The following is a 26,711-nucleotide window of genomic DNA, read 5'->3' on the forward strand; positions in this document are numbered from 1 at the left end:
TTTACTGCATTCTTACTATATATTATAAACGATATAGGAAACAGAAAGAAATGAAAGACTATATTAATTCCTGTTATATAAAGAAAAATCACCTTTACCAAAGCAAAGGTGATTTTTCTTTATATATTATTTTCCTAAAATGAACTCAGTAACTTCGTCTAGGATCATTTCTTTACCTAGTGGGAAGTATCCTTTGTTTACATCTTCATTACTGATTGTAAATACATGGTTGTTTTTAACAGCGTTCATATTTTTCCAAATTGATTCTTCTTGGAATTCTTTTAGACGCTGAGAACCGTCACCAGTTGTAAATACGAATAAGTAATCTGGGTTGTAATCAATTAAAGCTTCTTTTTGTATTTGTACTAACGGTTTATCAGTTGGTGTACCTTTAACTGCTGGTAATTTTAAATCACCAAAGATTACGCTACCGTAACCGTAGTCACCGTATACACGGAATGCATTTGGATATGCAGCCATTTTCATGAATGTTGCATCGCCAGTTTTAGCAACGATTTTGTCATGTAATTTGCTTGCTTTTTCATCATACTTTTTGAACCATTCTTTTGTTTCTTTCTCTTTACCGAAGATTTGACCTACTTCTTCGAATTTTGGACGCCATTGGTCTAATGGAGTTTTTAACATAACTGTTGGTGCAATTTTAGATAATTGATCATAAATCTTTTCTTGACGATTGTTTACAATAATTAAATCTGGTTTTGCAGCAGCCACTGCTTCGATGTTAATTTTATCGCCCCACGCAGAACCAACCGGTTTTACATCTTTCAATTTCTTCTCAATATGTGAATCAATTTTTTCTTGTGTTGTATTTGCAGTAATAATCGGTTTCATACCGAAAATTAATAATTCTTCTGTTGAACCACTAAGGTCAGCAATTTTCTTTGGATTTGCAGGAATTTTAATTTCCCCTTTTGCGTGTTGTACAGTGCGCTCTTCAGTTTTCGCATCTGCTTTCTTTTCTTCTTCTTTGTTAGAACAAGCTGCAAATAGTACAGAAGTAACAACTAGTACCATTGCTAATAGTGCCATTTTAAAATTCTTCATATTCCGACTCCTTCTAGCTGTATTTCTCTTATAATTTGCATGTAACTATAAGAAACAAAACAACATTTAATTAATATATTTTTATTAATTGTTGTTTATAACCCGTTCTAACGGGCGTTCAACTTCCCATCCGTGGGTAAGAAGCTCAACGTCCATTAGAACTCCCCCTCTCACCTCTTTAAGAGGGGAAAATTCTATTAATTATGCTTTTTTACGCAATTGATTATTAATCATCGCTAAATCGTATGTTAAACAAATTGGTTTACAGTTTACTGGACATGGAACGATTTGCGCTTCAATCTCAAATACGTTACGAAGTGTTTCACTCGTCATAACTTCATCTGGCGTTCCTTGCTTCATTAACTTACCTGCTTTTAATGCAATCATATGATCAGAGAAACGAGAAGCATGATTTAAATCGTGAATAACCATAACAATCGTTCTGCCTTCTTCTTTGTTTAACTTCTTCAGTAAGTTTAATATCTCAAGTTGATGAGCCATATCTAAGTATGTTGTTGGTTCATCTAACACAAGTAAATCTGTTCCTTGTGCAAGAGCCATCGCAATCCATACACGTTGACGTTGACCACCTGATAAAGCTTCTGCTGGACGATTTGCGAATTCTGTCATCCCCGTCACTTCAAGTGCCCAATGAATGTAGCGATAATCCTCTTCTTTCAATGTTCCAAATCCTTTTTGATGAGGAAAACGTCCATATGAAACAAGTTCAAACACAGTAAGGCCTGTTGGCACTTCTGCAGTTTGTGGTAAAATCGCCATTTTCTTTGCGATTTCTTTCGTTGGCTGTTTCTCAATTGCTTTTCCATCAAGATAAACAGTACCTCGTTTTGCTTTCAAAATACGAGAAGCCGTTTTTAATAATGTGGATTTCCCACAACCATTTGGTCCAATAATCGTTGTAATTTGTCCTTCCGGAATTTCAACTGTTAATCCATCTATAATTAACCCTTCATTATACCCAACAGATACCGCATCAACCGCTAAAGTTGCCATACAAAAAGCCTCCCTTTATTTTGTCCTCATAAGTAAATATATGAAATATGGTGCGCCAATTACAGAAATAACAAGACCGACCGGTATTTCTGAAGTTGGTAACACACTTCTTGAAATTACATCTGCAAATAAAAGCAAGAACGTTCCTATTAATGCAGCCGTTGGTAACATAATTTGATGTTTACCACCAACGAGGCGTCTCGCTAAATGCGGAGCCATTAAACCGATAAAACCAATGCCTCCCGCCACCGCAACAGATGCACCAGCTAAACAAACTGCAATAAATAATAATTTACGTCTTTCCTTTTCTACGTTTACACCAAGGCCAACTGCTGTAGAGTCGCCTAAATTCATTACATTTAATATGTGCGCTTTACTAATGGCAAGTGGTAAGAAAATAATCATCCATGGGAGTACACTTAGTACGAACTTCCAATCTGTTCCCCATAAACTTCCTGCCAACCAAATCGTTGCAAAACGGAAGTCGTTAGATGTCATCTTCATAGAGAAAATTAAACTAACCGCACCAAATCCGGCTGCAACAGCGATACCAACAAGAATTAATCGAGTTGATGAAACACCGTCTTTCCATGCTAGTAAATAAATAATAACCGCTGCTAATATCGCACCAACTAGCGCGAAGAATGGAAGGATAAATACAGATAAAAATGTACCAGTTCCAACTTTTCCAAAGAAAAAGTAGACGAATACAACAACTGTTAATCCCGCTCCGGCGTTAATACCTATAATACCTGGATCAGCAAGTGGGTTTCGTGATAGCCCTTGCAAAATTGCACCTGACATAGCTAATGCAGAACCAACTAATATAGCAATAACCATACGCGGCATACGAAATTCAAATAAAATAACAGATTGATCTTCTGCACCTAATCCAACCAATGACTTTAATACATCTATTGGAGGAATTTTAAATGTTCCTGTATTTAAACTTATTAAAAATACAGCAACAATTAATCCTACTAAAATCGTTAAAATAGAAACGTTCTTTTTTGTTAAGACGCTCGTCCTCACATCTTTCCTCTCCCTTCATTACGTGCTAAGTAGAGGAAGAATGGCACCCCAATTAGCGCTGTAATTGCTCCAATTGGCGTTTCAAATGGTGGATTAATAACGCGAGATAACATATCTGCACATTCAATTAGCAATCCACCTAAGACCGCAGAACATGGAATAACCCATCTATAATCTGAGCCTACAAGGAAACGAGTCATATGCGGAATTACAAGTCCAACAAATCCAACTGATCCTGCCATAGAAACCGCAGAACCTGTTAATACAAGAACAAGTACTGTTCCGATAAATTTAATTAATGTCGTATTTTGACCAAGTCCAATCGCAATTTCTTCACCAAAGCTTAAAATTGTGATATATCTCGACATCATAATTGCTATAATGAGACAAACAAGACCAATCGGTACTAACATATTAATACTTTGCCATTTCACTCCGGCAACACCGCCTGCATTCCACATACTTACCTCTTGGGCAAGGTTGAAATACAATGCAATTCCAGATGAAATTGCCCCTAATAAAGCACTAATTGCTGCACCTGCTAAAGCTAATTTTACAGGCGTTAATCCACCTGGTGAAGAAGACCCAATACCATATACAATGCTCGCTCCAAACGCAGCTCCAATAAAAGATGCGATAACAAACATTAAATAAGGTGAATTAGGGAAGAATGCATACATAATTGCAATTCCGAATACAGCACCATCTGTAATCCCCATTAACGATGGAGATGCAAGTGGATTTCGTGTCATACCTTGCATAATTGCACCTGATACCGCTAAAAAAGCACCTGCAACTACGCCCCCTATTGCTCTAGGCATGCGAAGTTCTTGAATTACGTTATGGTGCGTTATGGAACCATCAAACTGAAATACAGCTTGCCAAACGGTCTTTAAACTAATATCTGCTGCACCAAACGAAATAGAAACTGCCATACTTAAAGCTAACAAAATTGTGCCTGCTATTAAAATAATAGAAGCAACGAGCGGTCTGCTCTTAATCTCTTTAACATTCACATCTTGCTGTTCTATACTCCTTGCGCTCGCTTCCATCCCTCAACCATCCTAACCAACAACATATATTTAATAAAATGAAATTTATTCTCAAATAATAATAAAAAAATTAGGTGAATTGACCTTTTTCATGATAATGATTATCAGAATCAGACACTTTCTATTCTACCTACCACGTCAAAAGACTGTCAACCATTATTTTGAAATACGAATTCATACAAAACGCTATCTTATGGACATAAAAAAAGAAGAGTAATCTGTTCACTCTTCTTTTTCTTACTTATTTAATTTTGCTTCAATTTTTACAATTAATTCGTCTTCTGTTGGAGCCGCAACTGGACGATTATTTACAAACGCGAATGATTTTTTACGACCAGGGCCACAGTAAGACTGACATGCAACCTCAATCGTTGCACATGAATCTACTTTTTTTAACTTCGGAATCAACGTTTTAACGTTCGTTGCCTGACAATCATCACACACACGAAATTCGTTTCCCATTATATATAACACTTCCTCTATTTTAAACTTTTCACAAGTACATTTAAAAATAAACACTAAATGGTATTTTACCGCTCTTTGAAGCTTGTTGCAAGTCTCCGAGCGTAGCTCTATTCCTATATAAAGCTACCTATTTTTTATATTTTCTCCTTCAAAAGCTTTCATCATTCATAGCCACATTTCTTCTCTTCATTGAAATCTACCATATTTTTAAAAGCTTTGTATAAAAGCTCATTTTTTTGCCCATTATAAAAATAGGAAGTTCATAAAAAGAAAGGGAGTTGAATCTATGAAAGTAAGACAAGATGCTTGGACAGACGAGGACGATTTATTACTTGCTGAAACGGTGCTTCGCCATGTTCGAGAAGGAAGTACTCAATTAAATGCTTTTGAAGAAGTAGGAGATCAGTTAAATCGCACATCTGCTGCTTGTGGTTTCCGCTGGAATGCTGTTGTTCGCTATAGCTATGAACAAGCTCTTCAACTAGCAAAAAAACATCGTAAAGATAAAATGCGTGCTGCGGGCGGTGAACAGACAAAAAAACGTTTGCTTTACACACCACCAGCTTCAGCGGCGGCGATAACTGATTATGAAGAACACGTACCGTATGAAACAGCTGTTCAATATACAGAAGCTACTCCATATCAAAAGCCGACTGTCCCTGCTCCAAAAAGCTCAATAACAATGCAAGATGTTATTTACTTTTTACAAACAGTTGGATCTTCAAATATAAAAGTAACAGCTCTTGAAAACGAGAATACGAGATTGAAACAAGAAATTAAAACGCAAATCCTGCGAAATGAAGAACTAGAAAAGAAACTAGAAAAATTAGAACAACAATCTCATACTGTACAAGAGGATTACGAAACACTTATGAATATTATGAACCGTGCTCGTAAATTAGCAGTAATGGATGATGAGGAACGCTCACAAACATCTTTCCGCATGGATCGAAACGGTAACTTAGAAAAAATTGCAGAATAAAAAGGATGCATGCAATGCATCCTTTTTATTCTTTCACCTCTAAACTTCCCTTTATATATGAGAAAACCCCTTTCTACATTTTTTGCTATAATAAAGATTGTCATTTTAAAAATAAGGGGTTAGTTATATGAGCAATTCCCGTTCGATTTTATCTCAGCCAGAGTGGCGTATTGTAGATCAGTCTAGTTTAGGACCAACTTTCCATGCACTTCAGTCATTCGCAATGGATGACACGTTATGCACAAGTATTGGAAATGGTCTATCCGCTGCAACAATGCGCTCTTGGGTTCATCACAATACAATTGTTCTTGGCATTCAAGATTCACGCCTACCACATTTAGAAGAAGGTATTTCCTTTTTAAAAGAAAACGACTTCAATGTTATCGTTCGTAATTCTGGTGGACTTGCTGTCGTACTTGATGAAGGTGTTTTAAATGTATCACTTTTATTCCAAGAAACAGAAAAGGGTATCGATATCGACCTTGGATACGATACGATGTGGCATTTAATTAAGGAAATGTTAAAAGATTACGATGTTACTATCGAAGCAAAAGAAATTGTTGGTTCTTATTGTCCTGGTAGCTACGATTTGAGCATTCGCAATCAAAAATTTGCTGGTATTTCTCAGCGTCGTATTCGCGGAGGCGTTGCTGTACAAATTTACTTATGTGCGACAGGAAGCGGATCTGAGCGTGCCGCACTCGTTCGTGATTTTTACAACGTAGCAATTCAAGGCGAAGAAACAAGATTTACGTATCCCGAAATTGTACCGAGTACGATGGCTTCACTATCTGAATTACTCGGTGAAACAATTACAGTGCAAGATTTAATGATGCGCCTTTTAAAAACGTTGCAACAATTCACTCCAAAGTTAACATCATCTCAGCTAACAGTAGATGAAGTTCCTTTATATGAGACGAATTTACAACGTATTATTGACCGTAATAATAAGGCACTTGGTTTAGAAAAATAGAAACCAAAAAGACCACCCTCATTTCAAAAGAAATAGGATGGTCTTTTTTCATATTAATTCGTTATAGAATTAAAGTGCTTGAGCTGCTGTAATTAAAGCTAACTTGTACACTTCTTCTTCGTTACATCCACGAGATAGATCATTTACAGGCATATTTAAACCTTGTAAGATTGGTCCTACTGCTTCGAAGTTACCTAAGCGTTGAGCGATTTTGTAGCCGATATTACCAGCTTCTAAGCTTGGGAATACGAATACGTTAGCATCACCTTTAATTGTAGAACCTGGAGCTTTCTTCTCAGCTACAGATGGTACGAATGCAGCATCGAATTGGAATTCTCCATCTAAAGTTAATTCAGGAGCCATTTCTTTTGCAATGCGAGTTGCTTCTACAACTTTTTCTGTTTCTGGAGATTTCGCAGAACCTTTTGTAGAGAAGCTTAACATAGCAACGCGTGGGTCAATACCGAATAGTTCAGCAGTTTTCGCACTTTCGATACCAATTTCAGCTAAATCTTGGCTGTTTGGTGCAATGTTAATTGCGCAATCAGCGAATACATACTTCTCTTCTTCACGTACCATGATGAATACGCCTGAAGTTTTTGTAACGCCTGGTTTTGTTTTAATAATTTGAAGTGCTGGACGAACTGTATCAGCTGTAGAGTGAGCTGCACCACTTACTAAACCTTGTGCTTTGCCCATGTATACAAGCATTGTACCGAAGTAGTTTTCGTCTTTAAGAATTTTACGAGCATCTTCTTCTGTTGCTTTACCTTTACGGCGTTCAACGAAAGATGCTACCATTGCATCCATCTCTTCGTATGTAGCTGGATCGTAAATATCAACGCCTGCTAATGTTAAGTTCATGCTAGCAGCTTTTGCGCTAATTTCTTCTTTATTACCAACTAAAATTGGTTTTACTAACTCTTCTTTTGCTAAACGCTCTGCAGCGCCTAAAATTCTTTCATCAGTTCCTTCAGGAAGTACGATAGAAATGCCTTTTCCTTGAACTTTTTCTTTTACTGCTGTAAATAAATTGCTCACGAATAAACCCTCCTACAAATGTTAAAAACTCTACCTTTAAGAATACTTCTTTTCAGCTATATTTTAAACTTATAGCTCCCAAAAAATAGATAAAATGAAAATGATTATATTTTCATAAAATTCAGCCGAGAAATAATGCCTACTTAAGCCTTATTTTCTCCCGTTTTCCAGTAAATATAAATGTGACAGTTTTATGCGCCGAAACTTTATGTAGATGTTTTTAATCCTATATATGCTATAGTTAACGTGTAAAATATCATTAACTGAGGTGAATAGAATGAGTGAAGCAACAACAACGTTAGATGGCTGGTATTGTTTACATGATTTACGTTCTATTGATTGGGCAGCATGGAAAACATTATCTAGTGACGAACGCGGACAAGCAGTGTCTGAATTTTTAAATGTCGTTGAAAAATGGAACGAAGTAGCTACTGCAAAAAAAGGCAGTCATGCAATGTATACAGTTGTTGGTCAAAAAGCAGATATTATGCTTATGATCTTACGTCCAACAATGGAAGAGTTAAATGAAATCGAAACAGAATTAAATAAAACAACATTAGCTGAATATTTAGTTCCTGCATATTCTTACGTATCTGTTGTTGAACTAAGCAACTATCTTCCAGCTGATGAAGACCCATACCAAAACCCACAAATCTTAGCTCGCTTATATCCTGAGTTACCGAAAGCAAATCACATTTGCTTCTATCCAATGGATAAGCGTCGCCAAGGTAATGATAACTGGTATATGCTTCCTATGGATGAACGTAAGAAACTTATGTACAGCCATAGCAAAATCGGTCGCCAGTACGCAGGTAAAGTGCGCCAAGTTATTTCAGGATCAGTTGGATTTGACGATTTTGAGTGGGGCGTAACATTATTTGCTGACGATGTTCTTCAATTTAAGAAACTTATATATGAAATGCGCTTCGATGAAGTAAGTGCTCGTTATGGTGAATTCGGAACATTTTTCGTTGGAAACATTTTACCAGACGAAAAGGTAGAGAAATTTTTACACATATAAATCGTAAAAAAGGAACGAAATTCGTTCCTTTTTTATTACCCTCTATATTTCTCCTCAAAAAGCTTCTTTTCTCTGCAAATTTGAACAAAAATCGACAAATTCTTTTCAATTTCCTTACAAAATTGTAACCTTTCTATATCCAAATTTATGCTAAAATGGTACGGGCTATATGCTAATAAAGATGCGAAGGTGATAATGTATATGAAGAAAATCTTGTCTATTTTACTAGTGTCTCTATTGTCAATTTCTTCCTTAGGAGTAACAACATCCCATGCAGAAGAAAAAATACATATAGAGGCAGCTGCTGCACTGCTATTTGATGCGGATACAGGAAAAATACTGCATGAACAAAATCCAGATGAATTACTAGCTATCGCTAGTATGTCAAAATTAATTGTTATTTATGCCGTATTAGAAGCAATTAAAGAAGGAAAAATCACTTGGGATACGAAAGTAACTATTTCTGATTACGCTTATGAAGTTTCACGTAATAATGAATTCTCTAACGTGCCGTTCGAAAAAGGACGTCAATATACTGTAAGAGAATTATACCATTCTATCGTTATCTTCTCTGCAAATGGATCTAGTATTGCTTTAGCAGAATTACTTGCAGGAAGTGAAAAGAACTTCTTAAATCTCGCAAATGAACATGCGAAAAAACTAGGGTTAAAGAAATATAAATTTGTAAACGCTACTGGGTTAAATAACGCTGATTTAAAAGGAAAACATCCTGAAGGAACTGATCCGAATGGAGAAAACTCCATGTCAGCTCGCGATATGGGTATTCTTTCAAAAACAATTATTACAAAGTATCCAGAAATGCTAGAGGATACAAAACAAAGATTTAGAAACTTCCCAGATAATCATCCAAAACCAATTCGTATGGAAAATTGGAACTGGATGTTACCAGGTGCTGCTTTCTCTTATGAAGGAGCAGATGGTTTAAAAACAGGAAGTTCCGATACAGCTGGGTATGGTTTTACCATTACAGCAAAACGCGGTGATTTACGTCTTATATCTGTTATTATTAAAACGAAATCAATGGACGAACGTTTCACAGAATCTCGCGCATTAATTGAATATGGATTTAATAACTTCGAAAAACAGAAATTAAAAATAGATAAAAACAACAAAATTTCTGTAGTAAAAGGAAAAGAAGACTACGTAACAGTTGCACCAGAAAAAGAAGTGACAGTAGTTACTACAAAAGGTAGCAAATCACCTTACAAAATTTCTACTGAAGCAGATAAATCACTTGCTGAAGATGGGCATTTAGTTGCTCCTATTAAGAAAGATGCAAAGGTAGGTTCAATCGTCTTAGAACCAACTGATAAATATGGTTTCTTAGACGGAAATAAAAGTATAAAAGTTACTGCAAAAGCGACTGAAGAAGTAGAAAAAGCAAATTGGTTCGTATTAACAATGCGTTCAATTGGCGATTTCTTCTCAAACTTATGGTCTAAAGTATTTTAATGATGAAAAGCTAGCTCACGCTAGCTTTTTTTATTTTCCCCTCTAGATGTAAAACTTCGTTTGGTTGTCATATCTGCGTCCTTTTTCTCATACGTATGAACTAGTAATTGTTCCACACTTCATCTAGAAATGAACCTCTTTCTACAAGGCATTCCAAAAAGAGAGGTGACACATAATGGGTGTTATCGCGTATAACGAAGAAGATGTTAAGTTATTAGCTAGACTGATGCGTGCTGAAGCCGAAGGAGAAGGCCAACAAGGGATGTTAATGGTCGGAAACGTTGGGGTAAATCGTGTCCGCGGAAATTGTTTAGATTTCAAAAAAATACGTAATTTACGTCAAATGGTTTATCAAAATCCTGGTGGTTTTGAAGCAACTCAAAAAGGGTATTTTTATCAACGAGCGAGAGAACAAGATATTGCCTTAGCCCGCCGGACAATTCAGGGACAACGTTTTTGGCCCGCCAACTTCGCCTTATGGTTCTTTAGACCTGAAGGTCCTTGCCCACCAACTTGGTATGACCAACAAAATTCTGGTCGCTTTAAAAAACACTGCTTCTTCCAACCATCTGGTGGAGATTGTCCAGGCGTATATTAAGGAATGAAAATGAGGAGGGATTTTTGAATGACACAGCAACAAAACCCGTACTACGGAACAGGTTTTTATCAACCATCTGGAACTTATGTGCAACCGCAACAAATGACCCCACAGCAGCAGCAACAGCAACAACAACAGCAAGCGATGCAACAACAAGCTGCTCAAGCTCAACTTGCAGTTTCTCAAGGGATGTTACCACTAGAGCAATCGTATATTGAAAACATCCTTCGTTTAAACAAAGGTAAACCAGCTACAGTTGTAATGACTTATGAACGCGGTAGTTCGCTTGGTACACAATCTTATACAGGGATCATCGAGGCAGCTGGCCGTGATCATATCGTAATTAGTGAGCCGAAATCTGGAAAACGCTTTTTACTACTAATGATTTATTTAGATTATGTAGAATTCCCAGGAGAAATTACGTATTTACCTGGTCAACAAGCAACTTATGCTCCAAGACCATAAAAAAAAGCTGGCGAATGCCAGCTTTTGTTTTTTATAACCCTTTTACAACTGCAGTTCCGACTAAAATCCACGCCACAATAAACGCTACACCACCAAGGGGTGTAATTGGGCCAAAGAATTTAATACCTGTTGTACTTAATGCATAAAGACTGCCTGAGAACATAATAATCCCAGCTACCATAAGCCAACCCGCAGTGCTTAAAAGTGATGATTGCATTTTATCCATTAATAGAGCAACTACGAATAAGCCACCTGCATGAAACATTTGATATGTAACGCCCGTCTTCCACACTTCTAACATTTTTGCAGAAATTTTATTTTCTAAACCATGTGCTCCAAAAGCCCCTAATGCAACAGATAGCCCCGCTGCAATACAACCTAGTAAAAAGAAAATTTTCATCTTAATTCCCCTTTTTATTTTTATCATAAGCAATTTTCACATATAATCCAAACGATTTAATCCCTAAAAATCAAATAAAGAATTACCATTTGCACCTTCTTCTTTTATATACACAGGTTCTCCAGAAACTGGCATAACCGGTTGAACTGTTGTTATAGGCTGAGATCCGATTATTTGTGATTGAACTTGTGGTTCTCTATACGTAGAAGGCTCAACTTGTTCATCTAATAATAAATCACATAATGCACGCACAACTAATAAATGCTCTTTTGATTTTTGTCCTTCACTACTTTTTGCCTTTGCAATTTCACTCGCCATTTTATTTAAAACCTTATCGCTAGATACTTGCATTCCTTGTCACCTCTTACTTTGTAGTTCTTTCTCAAATTGCCCCAGTTTCTCCACTGAACCAAATACTATTATCATATCATGTTCTTGCAGTTTTTCCTGCCCCGTTGGATTATGGATAATATACCCATCTCTTAAAATCGCTAAAATTGTTACATCAAATTGATTTCTCACATTACTCTCTAATAACGATTTACTAGCTAAGATAGAATCTTTACCAACTTGAATTTCTTCAATTACAAATGATTGCTCTATTCCATACAATACTGTATCAATATAATGAACTGTTAACGGATTCGCAATACCTTTTGCGATATGAATCCCTGCCATACTAGATGGATTAATAACCTTATTTGCACCAGCGCGCCGTAATTTTTCTTCTGTTTCTGGCTTTTCAGCTCTTGCTACAATTTTAATTGTATCATTAAGCCCTCTTGCCGTTAATGTAATAAATACATTTTCAGCATCGTTTGCTACAATAGCAACTAGACCGGCTGCCTTCGAAATTCCGGCATTATGTAACACTTGATCTTCAGTTGCATCCCCATGTACATATAAAAGCTTTTCCTGTTCGAATATACTTTCATCTTTATCCACAACTACAAATGGGATTTTCTTTTCCTTTAATTCATGTACAACTTGAAGCCCTACTCTTCCACAACCACATACTATAATATGCTTTTGTAACTGTGCTATTTGTTTATCCATCTTCTTCCTCCGCACTGCATGAAATAAGTTACCCTCAATGATCATAGCTGCAACTACCCCCATTGCATACGTAACGATACCGACGCCAACAGGTATAATAAGGAGCGCAAAAAATTTCCCCGCCTGTGTTATAGGCACTACATCACCATATCCAACCGTTAATACAGTAATCATCGTCATCCAAAATGCTTGAAACAAGCTAATCTCTTCAATTGTCATAAATCCTATCGTCCCTAAAATTACAACAAAGGTCATACATATAACTGCTATCCATAATTGCTTACGTGCATTCATATTATATTTCAACTCTTTTCTCTATCTACAATCTTTGCCAAAGGAAATGAAATACCTATATACTAGAAACGGAATCTATGAAAGAGGTTGATATAATGAAGCTATTTCTTTCTGCCTTACAATGGGCACTATTTATTTTAGCTGGAAGTCTTATTGTACCAATTAGTGTCGCAACTAGTTACGGCCTTGACGGCACTGAAGCTATCGCGTTTGTACAAAGAACATTATTTGTTCTCGGTTTTGCCGGCCTACTGCAAGCTATATTTGGGCATAAACTTCCTATTCAAGAAGGTCCCGCAGGCCTTTGGTGGGGAATTTTCTCCCTGTATGCAAGTTTAGGCGTCGTATTATTTGGATCAAGTAATGAAACACTTAAGGTCCTTCAGTACGCTTTCCTACTAAGCGGAATTATTTGTATTATTCTTAGTGTTTTTGGACTTATCGATAAACTAGTTCGCTACTTTACACCTACAGTAATTGGAACGTATTTATTCCTTTTGGTCGCACAACTTAGTGGCTCCTTCTTAAAAGGCATGTTTGGCCTTGATGGACAACATACAGAAGTACAGCCAAAGGTATTTATTCTTTCACTCATTGTTATTTTACTATCTTTTTTCATTATGAAGCTACCTATTATTGGACGATATTCCGTTCTTTTCAGTATCGTCTGCGGCTGGATATTATTTGCGTGCTTCGGATTATCTAATCCAGTAACACCTGTGACAGATATAATTCGTCTTCCATCTCTATTTGTTTTCGGAATGCCTCGCATTGAATGGAACATGGCAATTACGGTAGTTTTCGTCACACTACTACTGCTAACAAATATGTTAGCAAGTATTCGCGTTGTACAAAAGGTTGTTTCTAAGTATGAAGAAGATGCTGCTCCAGATCGCTTCAAACAAGCTGGCATTATAACAGGAATAAATCAATTGCTAGGCGGTCTATTTTCAGCCATTGGTCCTGTTGCCATTTCTGGATCCGCAGGATTTATTGCAACGACAAATATTTATAAGCGCCTTCCATTTATGTTAGGGTCAAGCTTTATCATTCTTGTTAGTATATTCCCAAAGATTACTTCATTCTTTGCAGCCATCCCCGTTGCAGTTGGGTATTCTGCAATTTATCCTGTATTTGCAAGCATGATTGGTCTAGCTTTCCGCGAATATGACACTGTACAAAATAAAGAACAATTATTTAAAGTAGCAGGCCTTTCAATCTTTACAGGAGTCGGCGTTATGTTCGTTCCAGCAGGAGCGTTTTCTACGCTACCACCATTTTTGGCTTCATTTTTAAGTAACGGTCTTGTTCTTGGATCTGTAATGGCTATCTTGCTGGAAATATTATTTTCTCGTTCGCACGAAAAACAACCATCGTAAATTGGAAAACTTCCATTATTGCACTCTATCTTTAGAGTTGTTACGATAATGATAAAGTGAAACTTTAATCAGTGGGGTTTTTGTTCATCCCCACTGATTATTAGCCCGCACCAATCGGGCGTTTACGGGCAGTTAATCTCCCACCTAACTTCTTTGCTCCAGCTAAATTTTGAGGTGGGAGTCTTACTGCCCGGCAAATAGCGGGATAAATTATCATGGGCAACACGCTCATGATAATTTATACTAACAATGCAGAACTTCTCCTAGTTTCATGCAAAGAAGTTCGATGTCTTACTATATATTCCCCACTATCTTCATAAAAATTTATTTCTATTTCAACAAAGAAAGGAATTTTCTATATGACTTATAAAATGATTGTTTTAGATTTAGATGATACTTTATTACGCGACGACCATACAATTTCACCTCGTACGAAAGAGGCTTTAATGACAGCACAAGAGCAAGGAGTTAAAGTTGTACTTGCTTCTGGGCGCCCAACGTTTGGTATGCGCAATGTTGCAAAAGAACTTCGTTTAGAGGAATACGGTAGCTTCATTCTATCTTTTAACGGCGCAAAAATTATTAACTGTAAAACAAATGAAGAAATCTTCAGTAGCACGCTATCTCCTGAAATCGTTCACAACCTATTTGAAATTAGTAAAACTGAAGATGTATGGATTCATACTTATATTGGCGATGATATCGTAACAGAAGAAAATAATCCTTATACTAAAATTGAGGGCGAAATTACTGGCATGCCGATTATTGAAGTAGATGATTTTAAAACTGCTGTTAAAGAACCTGTAGTAAAAGTATTAATGAATAAAGAAGCTGAACGCCTTGTTGAAGTAGAAAAGAAACTACAAAAACAACTAGAAGGTCAATTAAGCGTTATGCGCTCTAAACCATTCTTCTTAGAATTTACTGAACATGGTGTTACGAAAGGAACGAGCTTAAACCAATTAATCCAAAAACTTGGTATTAAGCGCGAAGAAGTTATCGCAATGGGCGATAGCTATAACGATCAAGCGATGATTGAATTTGCTGGTCTTGGCGTTGCGATGGGCAATGCACCAGATGATATTAAAGAAATTGCAAACTATGTAACAGATACAAATATGAACGATGGCGTTGCAAAAGTTGTAGAGAAATTCGTTTTAAAAACGGAAGTACTTGTTTAATATTTTCATTCATAAAACCTATTTGAAGTCAAACACTTCAAATAGGTTTTTATTTAAATTACAACGCTTTTGTGACTATATTTTGAACTTTGCACTATTCTCGTAGTGTAAACTTTCTTTTTGTATATAATGAAACAAAATAGACTATTTCATTTTGAAAAAGAATACAAATTTACTATATACAAGCATACATTAAAGGAGGCTACTTCATGTTATCTACACCAATCGGAAGATTAAGAGCAATCGGCTTAATTGAGGGGATTTCTTTCCTATTACTATTATTTGTAGCAATGCCATTAAAATATTTTGCAGGGTTTGCAACAGCTGTTAAAATTACAGGCATGGCTCATGGCGTTTTATTTATTCTATTCATCTTTGCGGTAATTCAAGTAACAATCGTACACCGTAAATCAATTTTATGGGCACTTGGGGCATTCGTTTCATCAGTTATCCCATTCGGTACTTTTGTACTAGATGCAAAACTAAAGAACGAACAACAATAATAAAAAGGTAGTTAACAACTGTTAACTACCTTTTCTATTTATAAATTTGGAATTTCCCAATCAATTTCTCTTTCGCCCATATTAGCTAAAATCGTATTTACTTTAGAGTACGGCTTACTTCCAAAGAAACCTCGTCTTGCTGATAATGGACTTGGATGTACAGACTCGATAATACGATGATTCGTATTCGTAATTAACTTTTTCTTCGCCTGAGCATGGCGTCCCCATAATATGAAAATAACTGGCTTTTCACGTTCATTTAATAGCTCAATTACGCGATCTGTGAAATGCTCCCATCCTTTTCCTTTATGAGAATTCGCCTCACCTTGACGAACCGTTAACACAGTATTTAATAATAAAACTCCTTGCTCCGCCCACTTTACTAAATAACCATTATTCGGAATTTCATAACCGTATTCATCTCGAAGTTCTTTATACATATTTAGCAATGATGGCGGCGTTTTAATATCAGGTTGTACCGAAAAGCTTAAACCATGCGCTTGATTCGGTCCATGATATGGGTCTTGTCCTAAAATAACGACCTTTGTATTTTCATAACTTGTATACTGAAGAGCGTTAAAAATATCTTCTACCTTTGGATAAATCACATGCTCCTCATACTCTTCTTTTAAAAAGTTAGCTAAATTTTGATAGTATTCTTTCTCAAATTCTGGCCCCAGTAATGGTCCCCAATCATTCTGCAAAATGTTTTCCATGCCTTCACTTCCTATCCAATTAATTCACCATATCCTGCCTTGTAAATACTACAAACGAAATGATAAGAGATACTACTGCCCAAACCGTTAAATTTATTAAAGAAAATCCCATTGATAACCCTTGTAATGCAGGAAGTTTTCCTGATAAATAATCCGTTAGCGATAAGTTGACACTAAAAATGTATTTCGCACCTTCCCAAGATGTTGCGAATGAACTTAAAATGCCGCCTGCAATTAACGCAGCTAACATAACGCCCATACCAGCTGGTGTATTACGAATTAAAACAGAGACCATAAATGATATAGTTCCAACAACGATAGCAACAAACCAAGCTAGTCCGTACGCCATTAAAATGTATTGCCACTGCGGAATAAGGTGTACAAAGTTTGTATTTAACGTTTCCTTATCAATGACGAATCCTGTTAACACAGGTAAATTCCATCCAGAGTATCCAAATACAAGCCCTGATAATGCGTAAGCAAACAAACCGACAAGAAGCAATATGAGCGAAATGAAAAATAACATCGTCACATATTTACTAAGGAGTATTTTCCAGCGCCGAATTGGCCTCGTCAGAAGCATTTTCATCGTACCATCGCTTCGTTCTCCTGAAACAATATCAATGGCGACAATCATAACGAGCAATGGAATAAATAACGTTATTCCTTGTTCAATAAACGCCCTCACAAATGTCGGTGCTCCTGGCGCAGTCGGATTAATATTATGATCTAAATAATATTGTTGTTGTTCCACTCTTACTTTTAACCAATCCCGCCATTCTTCTGGCAATCTAGAATTGTTCAAGCGGTTTTGTGAATCAACAATTTGTTGCTGTAATGATACTTTCCAATCGGTCGTACCAAGCCTTTTTTGCGTCGTTTCTATTTCACGATACTGAGCATACACAAAAAGTGGAATCAAGATTGCTAAAATAAGCATGACAACAACAATTCGTTTCTTACGATAAATCTTTTCTGATTCATTTAAAACTAGATTCGCAAATTCACGCATGTTGCTCACCCCTTGTGAGTTCAATAAATAAATCTTCTAGCGTAAATACAAGCTCTTTGACGCTATGTACATCTATCCCGTTTTCTACAAAATGCTTATTCCAAACATTAATAGACGCAACATCCATACGACATAATAAACGCTCATCTTCTACACTAACTTCCTCTATCTCTTCAGCAGCGTCTAACATGTCTTTCGCTTTGGAAATCGGTGTAACGACCCATTCCACACGATCACTCGCTGTTTTGATCAACTCTTCAATAGGTGCAACTGTTATCATTTTTCCTTTATGAATAATAGCAACACGGTCGCATATCAGTTGCACTTCACTTAGCAAGTGACTCGAAATAAATACACTCATATTTTCTTCTTTTACAAGCTTATGTATAAATTCCCTAAGTTCTCTAATCCCAGCTGGATCTAAACCATTCGTCGGTTCATCTAATATGAGCAATTTCGGGTTTCCAAGTAGCGCCTGTGCAATTCCAAGGCGCTGCTTCATACCAAGGGAATATGTTTTTACCTTATCGTGAATACGCTCATCTAAATGAACCATTTTTGCAATTTCAATAATACGTTCATCAGATATATCACCAAGCATGCGCGCAAATTGCTTTAAATTTTCCCATCCCGTTAAATATGTATAAAGCTCTGGGTTTTCAACGATACTTCCAATTTGACGCATCGCTTCTCTGAAATTTTCCTTAATAGAATAACCACCGATAGAAATAGTACCTTCTGTCGCTTTAATCAGTCCGACTAACATTCGAATTGTTGTCGTTTTCCCGGCTCCGTTCGGTCCTAAGAAACCAAACACTTCTCCTTGTTTTACATCAAATGAAATGTCCTCTACAAGCGTCTTCTTTCCAATTACCTTCTTCAAGTCTCGTACAGAAAGTATCGTCGTCATTTTATCCCTCCTTGCTCTAGTTTTAATTTACTTACAACATTTTGGACTAAACGCTCCGCCATATATGTGTAACCTACTTCATTCGGATGAAAATGATCTGAGTATAATAAATCTTTCCCACGATTTTGGAATAAATCAAATGTCGGTGTAATATATACGTTTTTATCATTTAATGCTAACTTCTCTAAAGAAGCGTTCCAATCAACAACAATATTTGATGAACCTCTCAAATCTTCTACATCTTCAAAAGGATTGTATAATCCTAACCAAAAAATAGGGCTATCTGTGTTTAATTTACGAATTTCTTCTATAATTTTCTTCGCTTCATTTTGAAACGTTTCCGTATCAGGACGATACGTCTCTAAATCTATCTTTCCGAGCGATTCCCATCCTGGGAACAAATCATTTCCTCCAATTGTTAAAACAATTACATCTGCTTGCTTAATTGAATATTGAGCTCCGCTGCTTTCGATTTGTTTTAATAAATCGGGCATTTTCGCACCACTAACTGCCAAATTACTTAGTGCAACTTTTTGTTTATAATCTTTTTGTAAATCCTCTTTCATTCGTCCAATATAGCCAATTCCTTCTTTATCACCAACGCCGCGCGTTAACGAATCACCTAAACTAACTACTTGTAACGTTCCTGTTTTCTTTTTCTCTTTTTCCACTACGTCAGTCTTCGTAATTAATTTTGAAGCTTTCGGATTTAATACATCATTTACACCCGAAACAAAACCGTATGCAAATAAACAGAAAGACGCAATTGTAATGAGTAGAATTACTTTTACTAATTTTGATCGCATATCAAAACCCCTTTTAGCCCCTATAGATTGTCCATAATTATACCAAACGAATTTTCGAAAAGCGATTTTCACACCTTCTCTATTATGTCGTTTCCCTATCTACCAAATTTGGTAATAACTCTACATGTTTCACATCTATTTCCTCATCATTAATCTTTTCATATAATAATTCAAATGCCTTTACACCAACATTTTTACTAGAATGCGAAATCGTCGTAATACCTAATATATTTGCCACCTCTTGATCATCACATCCGATAATCGTAATATCCTCTGGGATACGAATTCCTTGTTTTTTCGCCTCCGTTACCATTCCTGCAGCAATATGATTGCAAGATACAAGAAAAGCCGTCGGTTTTACAGACATACGAGCCCATTCCCTGACTACATTACGCCCATCTTCCACCGTAAAACAGCCCTTAAACTTCCAGGCATCTAACGGTGTTACAACAATCTGTTGAAGTGAATCTTCATACGCCTTTTTTCGCCTCTGGCTATTAATACTATTACTTCTTCCAATGCAATATCCGATACGTGTATGACCAGCATCTATTAAGCTTTTCATCCCGCGCAAAAATACTTTGTAGTAATCAATATGTACACTCGAAATGAATTTTGAATCTATTTCTTCACACATCACAATTGGACCAAACTTCGTATACTCTTCAAGTTTTTCCTTACTATTTGTCCGTGAACATATAATTACTCCATCAAGCTTTTTCATTTTTAACATATGTAAAATTTCAAGCTCTTTTTCCTCGCTATAATTTGTCTGGCAAAGCATCATATTATAATTGTTCTTTGCGGTTTCCTTTGATATCCCCCCAATAATGGCACTGTAATATTGATCATTTACGTGCGGCAATAACACGCCAATTACATTCGTTTTTCCTTTCACTAAATGAATCGCATTCACATTTTGCGTATAATTTAATTCTTCAATAATCGCTAAAATCGCTTTTCGTTTCTGTTCATTCACATACGGATGATTATTGAGTACACGTGAAACAGTTGAAACAGATACACCAGCAAGTTCAGCAATCTTTCTTATATTAGTCATCTCATTCTCCCCTTCCCCTCAAAAATTCTCGCTTGACCTGGTAAGCTTTCCACAGTATATCCTTTCTTAGCAAATACATTTTGAAAGGATATACAACTATGCTTCGATTCAAACTAGAATATATATTTTTCATTGGCGGTTTACTCATTCTCGCCATCGGTATTAATATGATGACGACAATTACTTCCTTTGGACTTAGCCCTTATGATTCCTTCTTTATTGCACTATATCAAAATTTTGGGATAAGTATTGGTTTTTGGATTTTCATGATTAACTTTGTTTTTACCCTGATCGTACTCTTTTGGGACAAAAAACAAATTACAATCGGCACAATTGTCACAATGATTCTTATTTCTCTTTTTGTTGATTGGGTTGGTTCTATTACGACTATTATGGATACTATCCGCTCTCTTCCAAAATATATAACACTTATTTGCGGAAATCTATTCATCGGAGCTGGAATTGGTCTTTACGTCTCTACAAACCTTTGCGCAGCACCTCAAGAGGCTTTCGTTTTAACTGTTGCTGAGAAAAAGAAATGGACATTTAGAAGAACAGAAATTTCATTAGCTTTTTTATTTTTAACATTAAGCTTCTTATTAGATGGGCCAATCTATTTTGGAACAATTATCTTATCCTTTACAACAGGTTGGATTATTCAAGCTTTTATTCAAGTTGGTACGCAAATTTTAAATAGAAAAAAACCTATTAAGCAAGCCGCTTAATAGGTTTTTTCGTTTTATTAGAAGAGATACTACTTAGCATCTCCTTCAATTCGATAATTTGCTTTCACACAATCTATTTCTACATACGATTGCAATGTATGTAGAATGTACTCATAATCCGCAAGAGAAGCACGATGCGTTACGATTACGATTTCTGCTTTCCCTTTCTCTTCAAGTGGCATTTGAATAATCTTTTCAAAACTAACACCGCGCTCAGAGAACAATGATGTAATTTTTGCAAACACACCAATTTCGTCTTTCACATGAAGTCTTAAAAACTTTTTCACAACAATTTCATCTGGCTCTTTTAGTACCTTTTGATATTGCGGGACTACCGCACTATTTCCGTTTACACCAAGCCTAATATTTTGCATTACAGCAACTAGGTCAGAAACAACAGCTGTCGCTGTCGGTAAACTTCCTGCTCCCGGTCCATAAAACATCGTTTCTCCTACCGCTTCACCATACACATAGACAGCATTATATTCATTTTGCACTGCCGCAAGAGGGTGTGCATTTGGAAGTAAAGTTGGCTCAACTGTAACCTCTAATTTCTCGCCATCTCGCTTTGCAAGACCAATTAATTTAATTGTATAGCCTAAGCTCTTACTATATTCAATATCTTCTGCTGTAATAGAAGTAATTCCTTTTACCTTCACATCTCCAAGCTCTACATTTGTAGAGAAACCGAGGGTAGCCAAAATCGTCATTTTTCTTGCTGCATCTAAACCTTCTACGTCTGATGTTGGATCTGCTTCTGCAAATCCAAGCTGCTGAGCTTCTTTTAACACGTCGTTATATGCTCTCCCTTCGTCTGACATTTTCGTCAAAATAAAATTTGTCGTTCCATTTACAATTCCCATTACTTTCGTAATAAGATCTGAGGAAAGTCCTTCTACGATGCTTCGTAAAATTGGAATCCCTCCAGCTACACTTGCTTCGTAAAATAAATCAGCCTTATTATCTTTTGCTACCGCTAAGAGTTCCGCTCCGTGTAACGCCATTAAATCTTTATTTGCAGTCACAACGTGCTTCCCGCTTTTTAAAGCTTGTAAAATATATGCTTTTGCATCATCAATGCCGCCCATTACTTCAATGACAACATCAATATTAGGATTATCTAAAATTTCATTCACATCTTGTGTTAATAGAGTAGAAGGCACGTCTACTTCTCTCTCTTTCTCAATGTTTTGCACCAATACTTTCGTTACTTTCACTGGACAACCTACTTGGTGTATAAGTCGTTCTTGATGATCTGTAATAATACGAACTACACCACTACCAACTGTCCCAAGACCTAATAACCCCACTTGAATGTCTTTCATAATACTGTCCACCCCTCAAAAATTGTGTTTAGATGCCATTATATAGACAAAAAATCTGAAAAACAATGTATTTTGAATATTAAGAAAAATAAAGGTTAATCTTTACAAATAAAACGCTACCACGTGTTATACAATCATTATTTACAATATATAAGGGGTTTCTTGATACACGTAATAATTCAGCCAATTAGAGAATAATAAATTCCCATGACTCCTCCACCTAACAAGTGGCTTCTCATCTGGATTATTATGTTTAAAATAATTTTTTGGCACATCAATATTTAACCCTTTTTGGCAGTCCCGTTCGTATTCTTGCTTTAACGTATCACAACTGTATTCACTATGTCCGAGTGCGAAAACTTGCCTTCCCTCTTGCCCAATAGCAAGATGAACACCTGCTTCTTCAGAATTGGCTAATAATGTTAATTCTTTCACCTTTTCAATATCACTCTCTCTTACTTCTGTATGACGAGAATGCGGAGCAAAAAACACTTCATCAAACCCTTGTAACAATTTCACATGTTGCTCGCGAACCTCATGTTCAAATACACCAAACATTTTTTCCGCAAGAGGATACTTCGGCACACCATAGTGATAATACAAACCTGCTTGTGCCCCCCAGCAAATATGAAGCGTAGATGTTACATTCGTTTTTGAATACTCCATAATACGTCCAAGCTCTTCCCAATAATCTACCTCTTCAAAAGAAAGAGTTTCAACTGGTGCTCCTGTAATAATGAGTCCATCAAATTTTTCATCCTCAATATCACGAAATGTTTTATAGAAGCTCGTTAAATGGTCCTGCGCTACATTGCGAGACAGATGCGATTCCATATGAAGTAAATGCACATCTAATTGCAACGGCGTATTTCCAATTAAACGAAGTAATTGCGCCTCTGTTTCTTGCTTTGTGGGCATTAAATTTAATATAGCAATTTTCAAAGCACGTATATCTTGTGTTACTGCTCGCTCCTTCGTCATTACAAAAATATTTTCCTTCTGCAATACTTTGCGAGCTGGTAAATCTTTATCAATTATGATCGGCATGTTGTTTGCCTCCGACTAGCGCCGCTTCTAAATCTGCAATAATATCAGAAACATCTTCTATACCGACCGATAAACGGATTAAATCAGATGTAACGCCAGCTAAACGCTGATTTTCTGCGCTTAATTGTCTGTGCGTCGTACTAGCAGGATGTATTACACAAGTTCTTGCATCAGCTACATGCGTTACAAGAGTTGCAAGCTTTACATTTGCGATAAATTCTTTCGCTGCTTCTAATCCACCCTTAATACCAAATGTTAAAACTCCACTAGCACCTTTTTTCAAATACTTTTGTGCTAACGAATAATTTTCATTACTATCTAATCCTGGATAATTCACCCATTCAATGCGATCATGATTGGCAAGCCACTTAGCAACTTCGAGAGCATTTTCACTATGACGCTCCATTCGTAAATGCAATGTTTCAAGGCCAATGTTGCTAATATATGCATTGAATGGGCTCATACAGTTTCCGTAGTCTCTTAATAACTGAACGCGTGCTTTCACAATATACGCTGCTGCTCCAAAATTTTGAACATAGCTTACGCCATGATAACTCGGGTCAGGTTCGACAAGCTCAGGGTATTTGCCATTTGTCCAATCGAAGTTCCCTCCATCTATTACAATCCCACCTAAAGAACTTGCATGGCCATCAATATATTTCGTTGTAGAATGGACAATGATATTTGCCCCATGTTCAAACGCCTGGCATAAATAAGGCGTCGCCAATGTATTATCAACGATAAAAGGTACTTCTAATTCTTTTGCTGCCGCTGAAAGTTCTTTGAAATTCAAAACGTTCATTGCTGGATTTCCTAACGACTCTGCATAAACGAGTTTTGTCTTATCATTAGCAAGTGCCGCAATTTCATCTGCCGTTAAATTAGGATTAAAGAACGTAACATCTATGCCCAGCTTTCGCAAACTCACTCCAAATAAATTAAACGTTCCTCCGTAAACAGTTGAAGAACAAAGTAAATGGTCTCCACTACTGCAAATATTTAAAACCGCAAGCATAATGGCTGCCTGCCCAGAAGCTGTTGCAACAGCCCCTACACCGCCTTCTAAATCTGATAACTTCTGCTCAAATGCAGCTAGAGTAGGATTTCCAATACGCGTATATATATATCCTTCTGCCTCCAAATTAAATAGTGCTGCTAAATCATCTGACGTATCGTATTTATACGTTGTACTTTGATAAAGTGGCAAAACACGCGGCTCACCATTTTTTGGCGTATAGCCACCTTGCACACAAATCGTTCCTTTCCCCCATGATTCTCCCATCTCTCATTCTCCTTTCTTTTATGCAAAATAAAAAACTGCCCCTTCCCTGAAAACAAGAAAGGAGCAGTTTGAAAACACGCTCTAAGGTTCTTTCTTATCTCTCAGGATTATTACCTGCAGGATTTGGCACAATTCCGTTATACGGCTGTTGCCAAGGTTTCATCGGGCCTGTCCCTCCACCTTTTCTTGATAAGACTATGCAATTACCGTTGATTTTATAGCAATAATTTCCTGATGTCAAATAGTTTTTCTGAATGTTCTAAATTAAATGCGAGGAATTTAATATAAACAACAAAAGAAATATATTCCATATTCATTTGAAAAAGACCTTTTAAAAACTCCGATCAATATATAAAATTAAATAAGTGGTTTAACCGCGTTGGTTTCAAATTTTCATGAGATTTCAATATATTGAATAAGCCAAACCCTCAAAAAGATACTATATATATTCAATTCATTTCACACTAGCATATTTAATCCTTTCTACATGAAAATTTACATAACGGAGGTACAACATGACAAATAAAAAGGACATGCACTATATACTCGTCCTATATGGCATTCTTTTAGGCTCTATAGTAGGAGCTACAGTCTGGTTATTTTTAGTTACAATAAATATCGGAATTCACTTTATTTGGGGATACTTACCTACTATTTTCTCTTCTCCGCCTTATTACACCATTTGTGTAACAATCATCGGTGGTATCCTCGTTGGTTTCACACAAAAATACTTCGGTACATATCCACGTCTTATGCCGGAAGTGATGGCTGAATATAAAAAAACAGGTAGAATCGAATACAGTTTTGTACATAAAGCTACTTTAACTGCGATTATCGTTTTAATATTTGGAGCTAGTTTAGGCCCAGAAGCAGCACTTGTTGGAATTATCGGTGGACTTTGTACATGGGTAGGAGATCGCTTTAATTTTGCTTTAAAGGGAATGAATGAACTAACAGAGGTTGGAATTGGTGCTACTTTAAGTGTAATTTTTAATGCACCATTATTCGGTTACTTAGCTCCGAATGAAAATGAGGGTGAACAAATTAATGAATTTTCGAAAGGAAAAAAAGCAATTGTATATTTAGCTACCACTTTTGCCGGTTTTTCCGTTTACTTATTGCTTAGTAAACTCGATAATCGTGGATCCTTTATTGTTGATTTTGGGGAAGGGTCTCTTGCTCTTAATGAATGGATCGCCTTTCTACCACTTGCTAGCATTGGTGCTATAGTTGGTTTCTTTTATTTCAAATTAGAATTCACATTAGAGAAATTAATCCACCCCTTCAAAGAATACAAGTTATCACTTGGAATTATAGGCGGTATTTTATTAGGAATTACAGGAACTTTCCTTCCTTACACGTTATTCTCAGGGGAACATCAATTAAAAGATTTAGTCGTTGAATGGAGCCATTTATCCTTCTGGGTACTACTTCTTTCAGGAATTTTAAAATTATGTATTACTGCCGTTTGTTTAAATACGGGTTGGCGCGGCGGACATATTTTCCCAATTATATTTGCTGGATCAAGTATCGGATATGCTATAGCTTCTATTATCCCTATAGATCCAATAGCTTCTGTAGCCATCGTCACGACAGCTATTTCAAGCTATGCATTAAGAAAACCAATAGCTATAACATTACTATTACTCATGTTTTTCCCGCTCAATTTATTATTACCGATGCTCGGGGCAGCAGCGATTGGGAATGCATTTCCGCTTCCTAAAAACAATGAAGCTACAAACTAATACATACAGGCAGTAGGGACAAAAGTTCCACTGCCTGTTTTTATCCCGCTATTTGCGAGCAGTAAGACTCCCACCTCAAAATCCGGCAA

General features: G+C 36.5%; 28 protein-coding genes and 1 riboswitch. Of the genes, 11 read left to right on the plus strand and 17 right to left on the minus strand.

The genetic code is table 11. The features are described from left to right. Window positions 1-126: 126 nt before the first annotated feature. The 5 genes from MKY70_RS27840 to MKY70_RS27860 all read right to left on the minus strand — a co-directional run bounded on the left by MKY70_RS27840 (window position 127) and on the right by MKY70_RS27860 (window position 4,625). Window positions 127-1,065, minus strand: coding sequence for an ABC transporter substrate-binding protein (locus MKY70_RS27840; RefSeq protein WP_002138981.1), 939 nt, complete (start codon window positions 1,063-1,065; stop codon window positions 127-129). 201 nt (window positions 1,066-1,266) lie between these two features. Beyond that, on the minus strand, window positions 1,267-2,079 hold the full coding sequence (locus tag MKY70_RS27845) for an ABC transporter ATP-binding protein (RefSeq protein WP_002034935.1): 813 nt from the start codon (window positions 2,077-2,079) through the stop codon (window positions 1,267-1,269). Window positions 2,080-2,094: 15 nt separating this feature from the next. Then, entirely contained in the window at window positions 2,095-3,111 is a 1,017-nt protein-coding gene (locus tag MKY70_RS27850; RefSeq protein WP_002130107.1) for a FecCD family ABC transporter permease, read from the minus strand. Continuing rightward, window positions 3,108-4,163 (minus strand): FecCD family ABC transporter permease, encoded by a 1,056-nt coding sequence (locus MKY70_RS27855; protein WP_000388282.1) that lies wholly within the window; start codon window positions 4,161-4,163, stop codon window positions 3,108-3,110. The genes MKY70_RS27850 and MKY70_RS27855 overlap by 4 nt, the downstream gene beginning before the upstream one ends. 237 nt (window positions 4,164-4,400) lie before the next feature. After that, on the minus strand, window positions 4,401-4,625 hold the full coding sequence (locus MKY70_RS27860; protein WP_000526075.1) for a DUF1450 domain-containing protein: 225 nt from the start codon (window positions 4,623-4,625) through the stop codon (window positions 4,401-4,403). A gap of 289 nt (window positions 4,626-4,914) precedes the next feature. Here MKY70_RS27860 and MKY70_RS27865 point away from each other — a divergent pair, with 289 nt between their 5' ends. Both MKY70_RS27865 and MKY70_RS27870 read left to right on the plus strand, forming a co-directional pair. Continuing rightward, window positions 4,915-5,610 carry an RsfA family transcriptional regulator gene (locus MKY70_RS27865; protein WP_002016365.1) on the plus strand — a complete coding sequence of 232 codons (696 nt, stop codon included), beginning with the start codon at window positions 4,915-4,917 and terminating at the stop codon, window positions 5,608-5,610. A 127-nt stretch (window positions 5,611-5,737) separates the two neighbouring features. Further along, complete coding sequence (locus MKY70_RS27870) at window positions 5,738-6,583, plus strand: lipoate--protein ligase family protein (RefSeq protein WP_002034931.1); 846 nt, start codon at window positions 5,738-5,740, stop codon at window positions 6,581-6,583. Window positions 6,584-6,652: 69 nt separating this feature from the next. On the opposite strand, the gene pta is transcribed toward MKY70_RS27870, so the two are convergent. Continuing rightward, window positions 6,653-7,624, minus strand: a complete 972-nt coding sequence (gene pta / locus MKY70_RS27875) for a phosphate acetyltransferase (RefSeq protein ID WP_002016367.1) — start codon at window positions 7,622-7,624, stop codon at window positions 6,653-6,655. Window positions 7,625-7,901: 277 nt separating this feature from the next. Between pta and hemQ the strand changes: the two genes are divergently transcribed. From hemQ to gerQ, 4 genes are all read left to right on the plus strand, one after another. Further along, entirely contained in the window at window positions 7,902-8,645 is a 744-nt protein-coding gene (gene hemQ, locus MKY70_RS27880; protein WP_002089820.1) for a hydrogen peroxide-dependent heme synthase, read from the plus strand. A gap of 195 nt (window positions 8,646-8,840) precedes the next feature. After that, entirely contained in the window at window positions 8,841-10,118 is a 1,278-nt protein-coding gene (locus tag MKY70_RS27885; protein ID WP_002143912.1) for a serine hydrolase, read from the plus strand. Between the two features lie 175 nt (window positions 10,119-10,293). Continuing rightward, window positions 10,294-10,716 carry a cell wall hydrolase CwlJ gene (gene cwlJ / locus MKY70_RS27890; RefSeq protein WP_000538158.1) on the plus strand — a complete coding sequence of 141 codons (423 nt, stop codon included), beginning with the start codon at window positions 10,294-10,296 and terminating at the stop codon, window positions 10,714-10,716. 27 nt (window positions 10,717-10,743) lie between these two features. Next, the gene (gene gerQ / locus MKY70_RS27895) at window positions 10,744-11,181 is read left to right on the plus strand and encodes a spore coat protein GerQ (protein WP_002143914.1); all 438 of its coding nucleotides are present in this window, start codon (window positions 10,744-10,746) and stop codon (window positions 11,179-11,181) included. 31 nt (window positions 11,182-11,212) lie between these two features. Here gerQ and MKY70_RS27900 read toward each other — a convergent pair whose 3' ends face one another. From MKY70_RS27900 to MKY70_RS27910, 3 genes are all read right to left on the minus strand, one after another. Then, window positions 11,213-11,581, minus strand: a complete 369-nt coding sequence (locus MKY70_RS27900; protein ID WP_002016371.1) for a DUF423 domain-containing protein — start codon at window positions 11,579-11,581, stop codon at window positions 11,213-11,215. 63 nt (window positions 11,582-11,644) lie between these two features. Continuing rightward, entirely contained in the window at window positions 11,645-11,932 is a 288-nt protein-coding gene (locus MKY70_RS27905; protein WP_001198367.1) for a YwdI family protein, read from the minus strand. A gap of 6 nt (window positions 11,933-11,938) precedes the next feature. Next, complete coding sequence (locus MKY70_RS27910) at window positions 11,939-12,931, minus strand: potassium channel family protein (protein WP_002143915.1); 993 nt, start codon at window positions 12,929-12,931, stop codon at window positions 11,939-11,941. Window positions 12,932-13,026: 95 nt separating this feature from the next. Here MKY70_RS27910 and MKY70_RS27915 point away from each other — a divergent pair, with 95 nt between their 5' ends. The 3 genes from MKY70_RS27915 (at window position 13,027) to MKY70_RS27925 (ending at window position 15,994) form a co-directional block, all read left to right on the plus strand. Then, window positions 13,027-14,310, plus strand: coding sequence for a purine/pyrimidine permease (locus MKY70_RS27915; RefSeq protein ID WP_341026272.1), 1,284 nt, complete (start codon window positions 13,027-13,029; stop codon window positions 14,308-14,310). Window positions 14,311-14,669: 359 nt separating this feature from the next. Continuing rightward, a complete protein-coding gene (locus tag MKY70_RS27920; protein ID WP_002143917.1) occupies window positions 14,670-15,491 on the plus strand; it encodes a Cof-type HAD-IIB family hydrolase in 822 nt (273 codons plus the stop codon). A gap of 209 nt (window positions 15,492-15,700) precedes the next feature. Further along, the gene (locus MKY70_RS27925) at window positions 15,701-15,994 is read left to right on the plus strand and encodes a DUF3817 domain-containing protein (protein ID WP_000953390.1); all 294 of its coding nucleotides are present in this window, start codon (window positions 15,701-15,703) and stop codon (window positions 15,992-15,994) included. Window positions 15,995-16,032: 38 nt separating this feature from the next. On the opposite strand, the gene MKY70_RS27930 is transcribed toward MKY70_RS27925, so the two are convergent. The 5 genes from MKY70_RS27930 to MKY70_RS27950 are packed head-to-tail and all read right to left on the minus strand — an operon-like array spanning window position 16,033 to window position 20,498. Next, window positions 16,033-16,710, minus strand: a complete 678-nt coding sequence (locus MKY70_RS27930) for a uracil-DNA glycosylase (RefSeq protein ID WP_341026274.1) — start codon at window positions 16,708-16,710, stop codon at window positions 16,033-16,035. A gap of 19 nt (window positions 16,711-16,729) precedes the next feature. After that, window positions 16,730-17,722, minus strand: coding sequence for an ABC transporter permease (locus tag MKY70_RS27935; RefSeq protein WP_002089839.1), 993 nt, complete (start codon window positions 17,720-17,722; stop codon window positions 16,730-16,732). After that, window positions 17,715-18,632, minus strand: a complete 918-nt coding sequence (locus tag MKY70_RS27940; protein ID WP_002089840.1) for an ABC transporter ATP-binding protein — start codon at window positions 18,630-18,632, stop codon at window positions 17,715-17,717. The genes MKY70_RS27935 and MKY70_RS27940 overlap by 8 nt, the downstream gene beginning before the upstream one ends. Continuing rightward, on the minus strand, window positions 18,629-19,510 hold the full coding sequence (locus MKY70_RS27945) for an SGNH/GDSL hydrolase family protein (protein WP_158664749.1): 882 nt from the start codon (window positions 19,508-19,510) through the stop codon (window positions 18,629-18,631). The genes MKY70_RS27940 and MKY70_RS27945 overlap by 4 nt, the downstream gene beginning before the upstream one ends. A gap of 10 nt (window positions 19,511-19,520) precedes the next feature. After that, entirely contained in the window at window positions 19,521-20,498 is a 978-nt protein-coding gene (locus tag MKY70_RS27950; RefSeq protein ID WP_341026279.1) for a LacI family DNA-binding transcriptional regulator, read from the minus strand. A gap of 98 nt (window positions 20,499-20,596) precedes the next feature. Here MKY70_RS27950 and MKY70_RS27955 point away from each other — a divergent pair, with 98 nt between their 5' ends. Then, window positions 20,597-21,223, plus strand: coding sequence for a YczE/YyaS/YitT family protein (locus MKY70_RS27955; RefSeq protein ID WP_060750537.1), 627 nt, complete (start codon window positions 20,597-20,599; stop codon window positions 21,221-21,223). Between the two features lie 29 nt (window positions 21,224-21,252). Here the strand turns inward: MKY70_RS27955 and MKY70_RS27960 are convergent, their stop codons facing one another. From MKY70_RS27960 to MKY70_RS27970, 3 genes are all read right to left on the minus strand, one after another. Then, the gene (locus MKY70_RS27960) at window positions 21,253-22,548 is read right to left on the minus strand and encodes a homoserine dehydrogenase (protein ID WP_341026281.1); all 1,296 of its coding nucleotides are present in this window, start codon (window positions 22,546-22,548) and stop codon (window positions 21,253-21,255) included. 141 nt (window positions 22,549-22,689) lie between these two features. Then, window positions 22,690-23,595, minus strand: a complete 906-nt coding sequence (metA, locus tag MKY70_RS27965) for a homoserine O-acetyltransferase MetA (RefSeq protein ID WP_088033857.1) — start codon at window positions 23,593-23,595, stop codon at window positions 22,690-22,692. Continuing rightward, window positions 23,579-24,877 carry a bifunctional O-acetylhomoserine aminocarboxypropyltransferase/cysteine synthase gene (locus MKY70_RS27970; RefSeq protein ID WP_002068601.1) on the minus strand — a complete coding sequence of 433 codons (1,299 nt, stop codon included), beginning with the start codon at window positions 24,875-24,877 and terminating at the stop codon, window positions 23,579-23,581. The genes metA and MKY70_RS27970 overlap by 17 nt, the downstream gene beginning before the upstream one ends. 91 nt (window positions 24,878-24,968) lie before the next feature. Beyond that, a riboswitch (SAM riboswitch) is annotated at window positions 24,969-25,073 on the minus strand. Window positions 25,074-25,392: 319 nt separating this feature from the next. Between MKY70_RS27970 and MKY70_RS27975 the strand changes: the two genes are divergently transcribed. After that, the gene (locus tag MKY70_RS27975) at window positions 25,393-26,622 is read left to right on the plus strand and encodes a chloride channel protein (protein ID WP_341026284.1); all 1,230 of its coding nucleotides are present in this window, start codon (window positions 25,393-25,395) and stop codon (window positions 26,620-26,622) included. Window positions 26,623-26,711: the final 89 nt, after the last annotated feature.

This window comes from Bacillus sp. FSL R9-9492, from assembly GCF_038007365.1.
Lineage (GTDB): Bacteria > Bacillota > Bacilli > Bacillales > Bacillaceae_G > Bacillus_A > Bacillus_A mycoides.

Coding starts and splice junctions, on each gene's coding strand:
- MKY70_RS27905 (WP_001198367.1), bottom strand. CDS start 11,932: ATGCAAGTATCTAGCGATAAGGTTTTAAATAAAATGGCGAGTGAAATT.
- MKY70_RS27960 (WP_341026281.1), bottom strand. CDS start 22,548: ATGAAAGACATTCAAGTGGGGTTATTAGGTCTTGGGACAGTTGGTAGT.
- MKY70_RS27920 (WP_002143917.1), top strand. CDS start 14,670: ATGACTTATAAAATGATTGTTTTAGATTTAGATGATACTTTATTACGC.
- MKY70_RS27975 (WP_341026284.1), top strand. CDS start 25,393: ATGACAAATAAAAAGGACATGCACTATATACTCGTCCTATATGGCATT.
- MKY70_RS27925 (WP_000953390.1), top strand. CDS start 15,701: ATGTTATCTACACCAATCGGAAGATTAAGAGCAATCGGCTTAATTGAG.
- MKY70_RS27870 (WP_002034931.1), top strand. CDS start 5,738: ATGAGCAATTCCCGTTCGATTTTATCTCAGCCAGAGTGGCGTATTGTA.
- MKY70_RS27970 (WP_002068601.1), bottom strand. CDS start 24,877: ATGGGAGAATCATGGGGGAAAGGAACGATTTGTGTGCAAGGTGGCTAT.
- MKY70_RS27915 (WP_341026272.1), top strand. CDS start 13,027: ATGAAGCTATTTCTTTCTGCCTTACAATGGGCACTATTTATTTTAGCT.
- MKY70_RS27885 (WP_002143912.1), top strand. CDS start 8,841: ATGTATATGAAGAAAATCTTGTCTATTTTACTAGTGTCTCTATTGTCA.
- cwlJ (WP_000538158.1), top strand. CDS start 10,294: ATGGGTGTTATCGCGTATAACGAAGAAGATGTTAAGTTATTAGCTAGA.
- MKY70_RS27910 (WP_002143915.1), bottom strand. CDS start 12,931: ATGAATGCACGTAAGCAATTATGGATAGCAGTTATATGTATGACCTTT.
- MKY70_RS27865 (WP_002016365.1), top strand. CDS start 4,915: ATGAAAGTAAGACAAGATGCTTGGACAGACGAGGACGATTTATTACTT.
- MKY70_RS27855 (WP_000388282.1), bottom strand. CDS start 4,163: ATGGAAGCGAGCGCAAGGAGTATAGAACAGCAAGATGTGAATGTTAAA.
- gerQ (WP_002143914.1), top strand. CDS start 10,744: ATGACACAGCAACAAAACCCGTACTACGGAACAGGTTTTTATCAACCA.
- MKY70_RS27950 (WP_341026279.1), bottom strand. CDS start 20,498: ATGACTAATATAAGAAAGATTGCTGAACTTGCTGGTGTATCTGTTTCA.
- MKY70_RS27840 (WP_002138981.1), bottom strand. CDS start 1,065: ATGAAGAATTTTAAAATGGCACTATTAGCAATGGTACTAGTTGTTACT.
- metA (WP_088033857.1), bottom strand. CDS start 23,595: ATGCCGATCATAATTGATAAAGATTTACCAGCTCGCAAAGTATTGCAG.
- MKY70_RS27845 (WP_002034935.1), bottom strand. CDS start 2,079: ATGGCAACTTTAGCGGTTGATGCGGTATCTGTTGGGTATAATGAAGGG.
- MKY70_RS27930 (WP_341026274.1), bottom strand. CDS start 16,710: ATGGAAAACATTTTGCAGAATGATTGGGGACCATTACTGGGGCCAGAA.
- MKY70_RS27900 (WP_002016371.1), bottom strand. CDS start 11,581: ATGAAAATTTTCTTTTTACTAGGTTGTATTGCAGCGGGGCTATCTGTT.
- MKY70_RS27955 (WP_060750537.1), top strand. CDS start 20,597: ATGCTTCGATTCAAACTAGAATATATATTTTTCATTGGCGGTTTACTC.
- MKY70_RS27860 (WP_000526075.1), bottom strand. CDS start 4,625: ATGGGAAACGAATTTCGTGTGTGTGATGATTGTCAGGCAACGAACGTT.
- MKY70_RS27935 (WP_002089839.1), bottom strand. CDS start 17,722: ATGCGTGAATTTGCGAATCTAGTTTTAAATGAATCAGAAAAGATTTAT.
- MKY70_RS27940 (WP_002089840.1), bottom strand. CDS start 18,632: ATGACGACGATACTTTCTGTACGAGACTTGAAGAAGGTAATTGGAAAG.
- hemQ (WP_002089820.1), top strand. CDS start 7,902: ATGAGTGAAGCAACAACAACGTTAGATGGCTGGTATTGTTTACATGAT.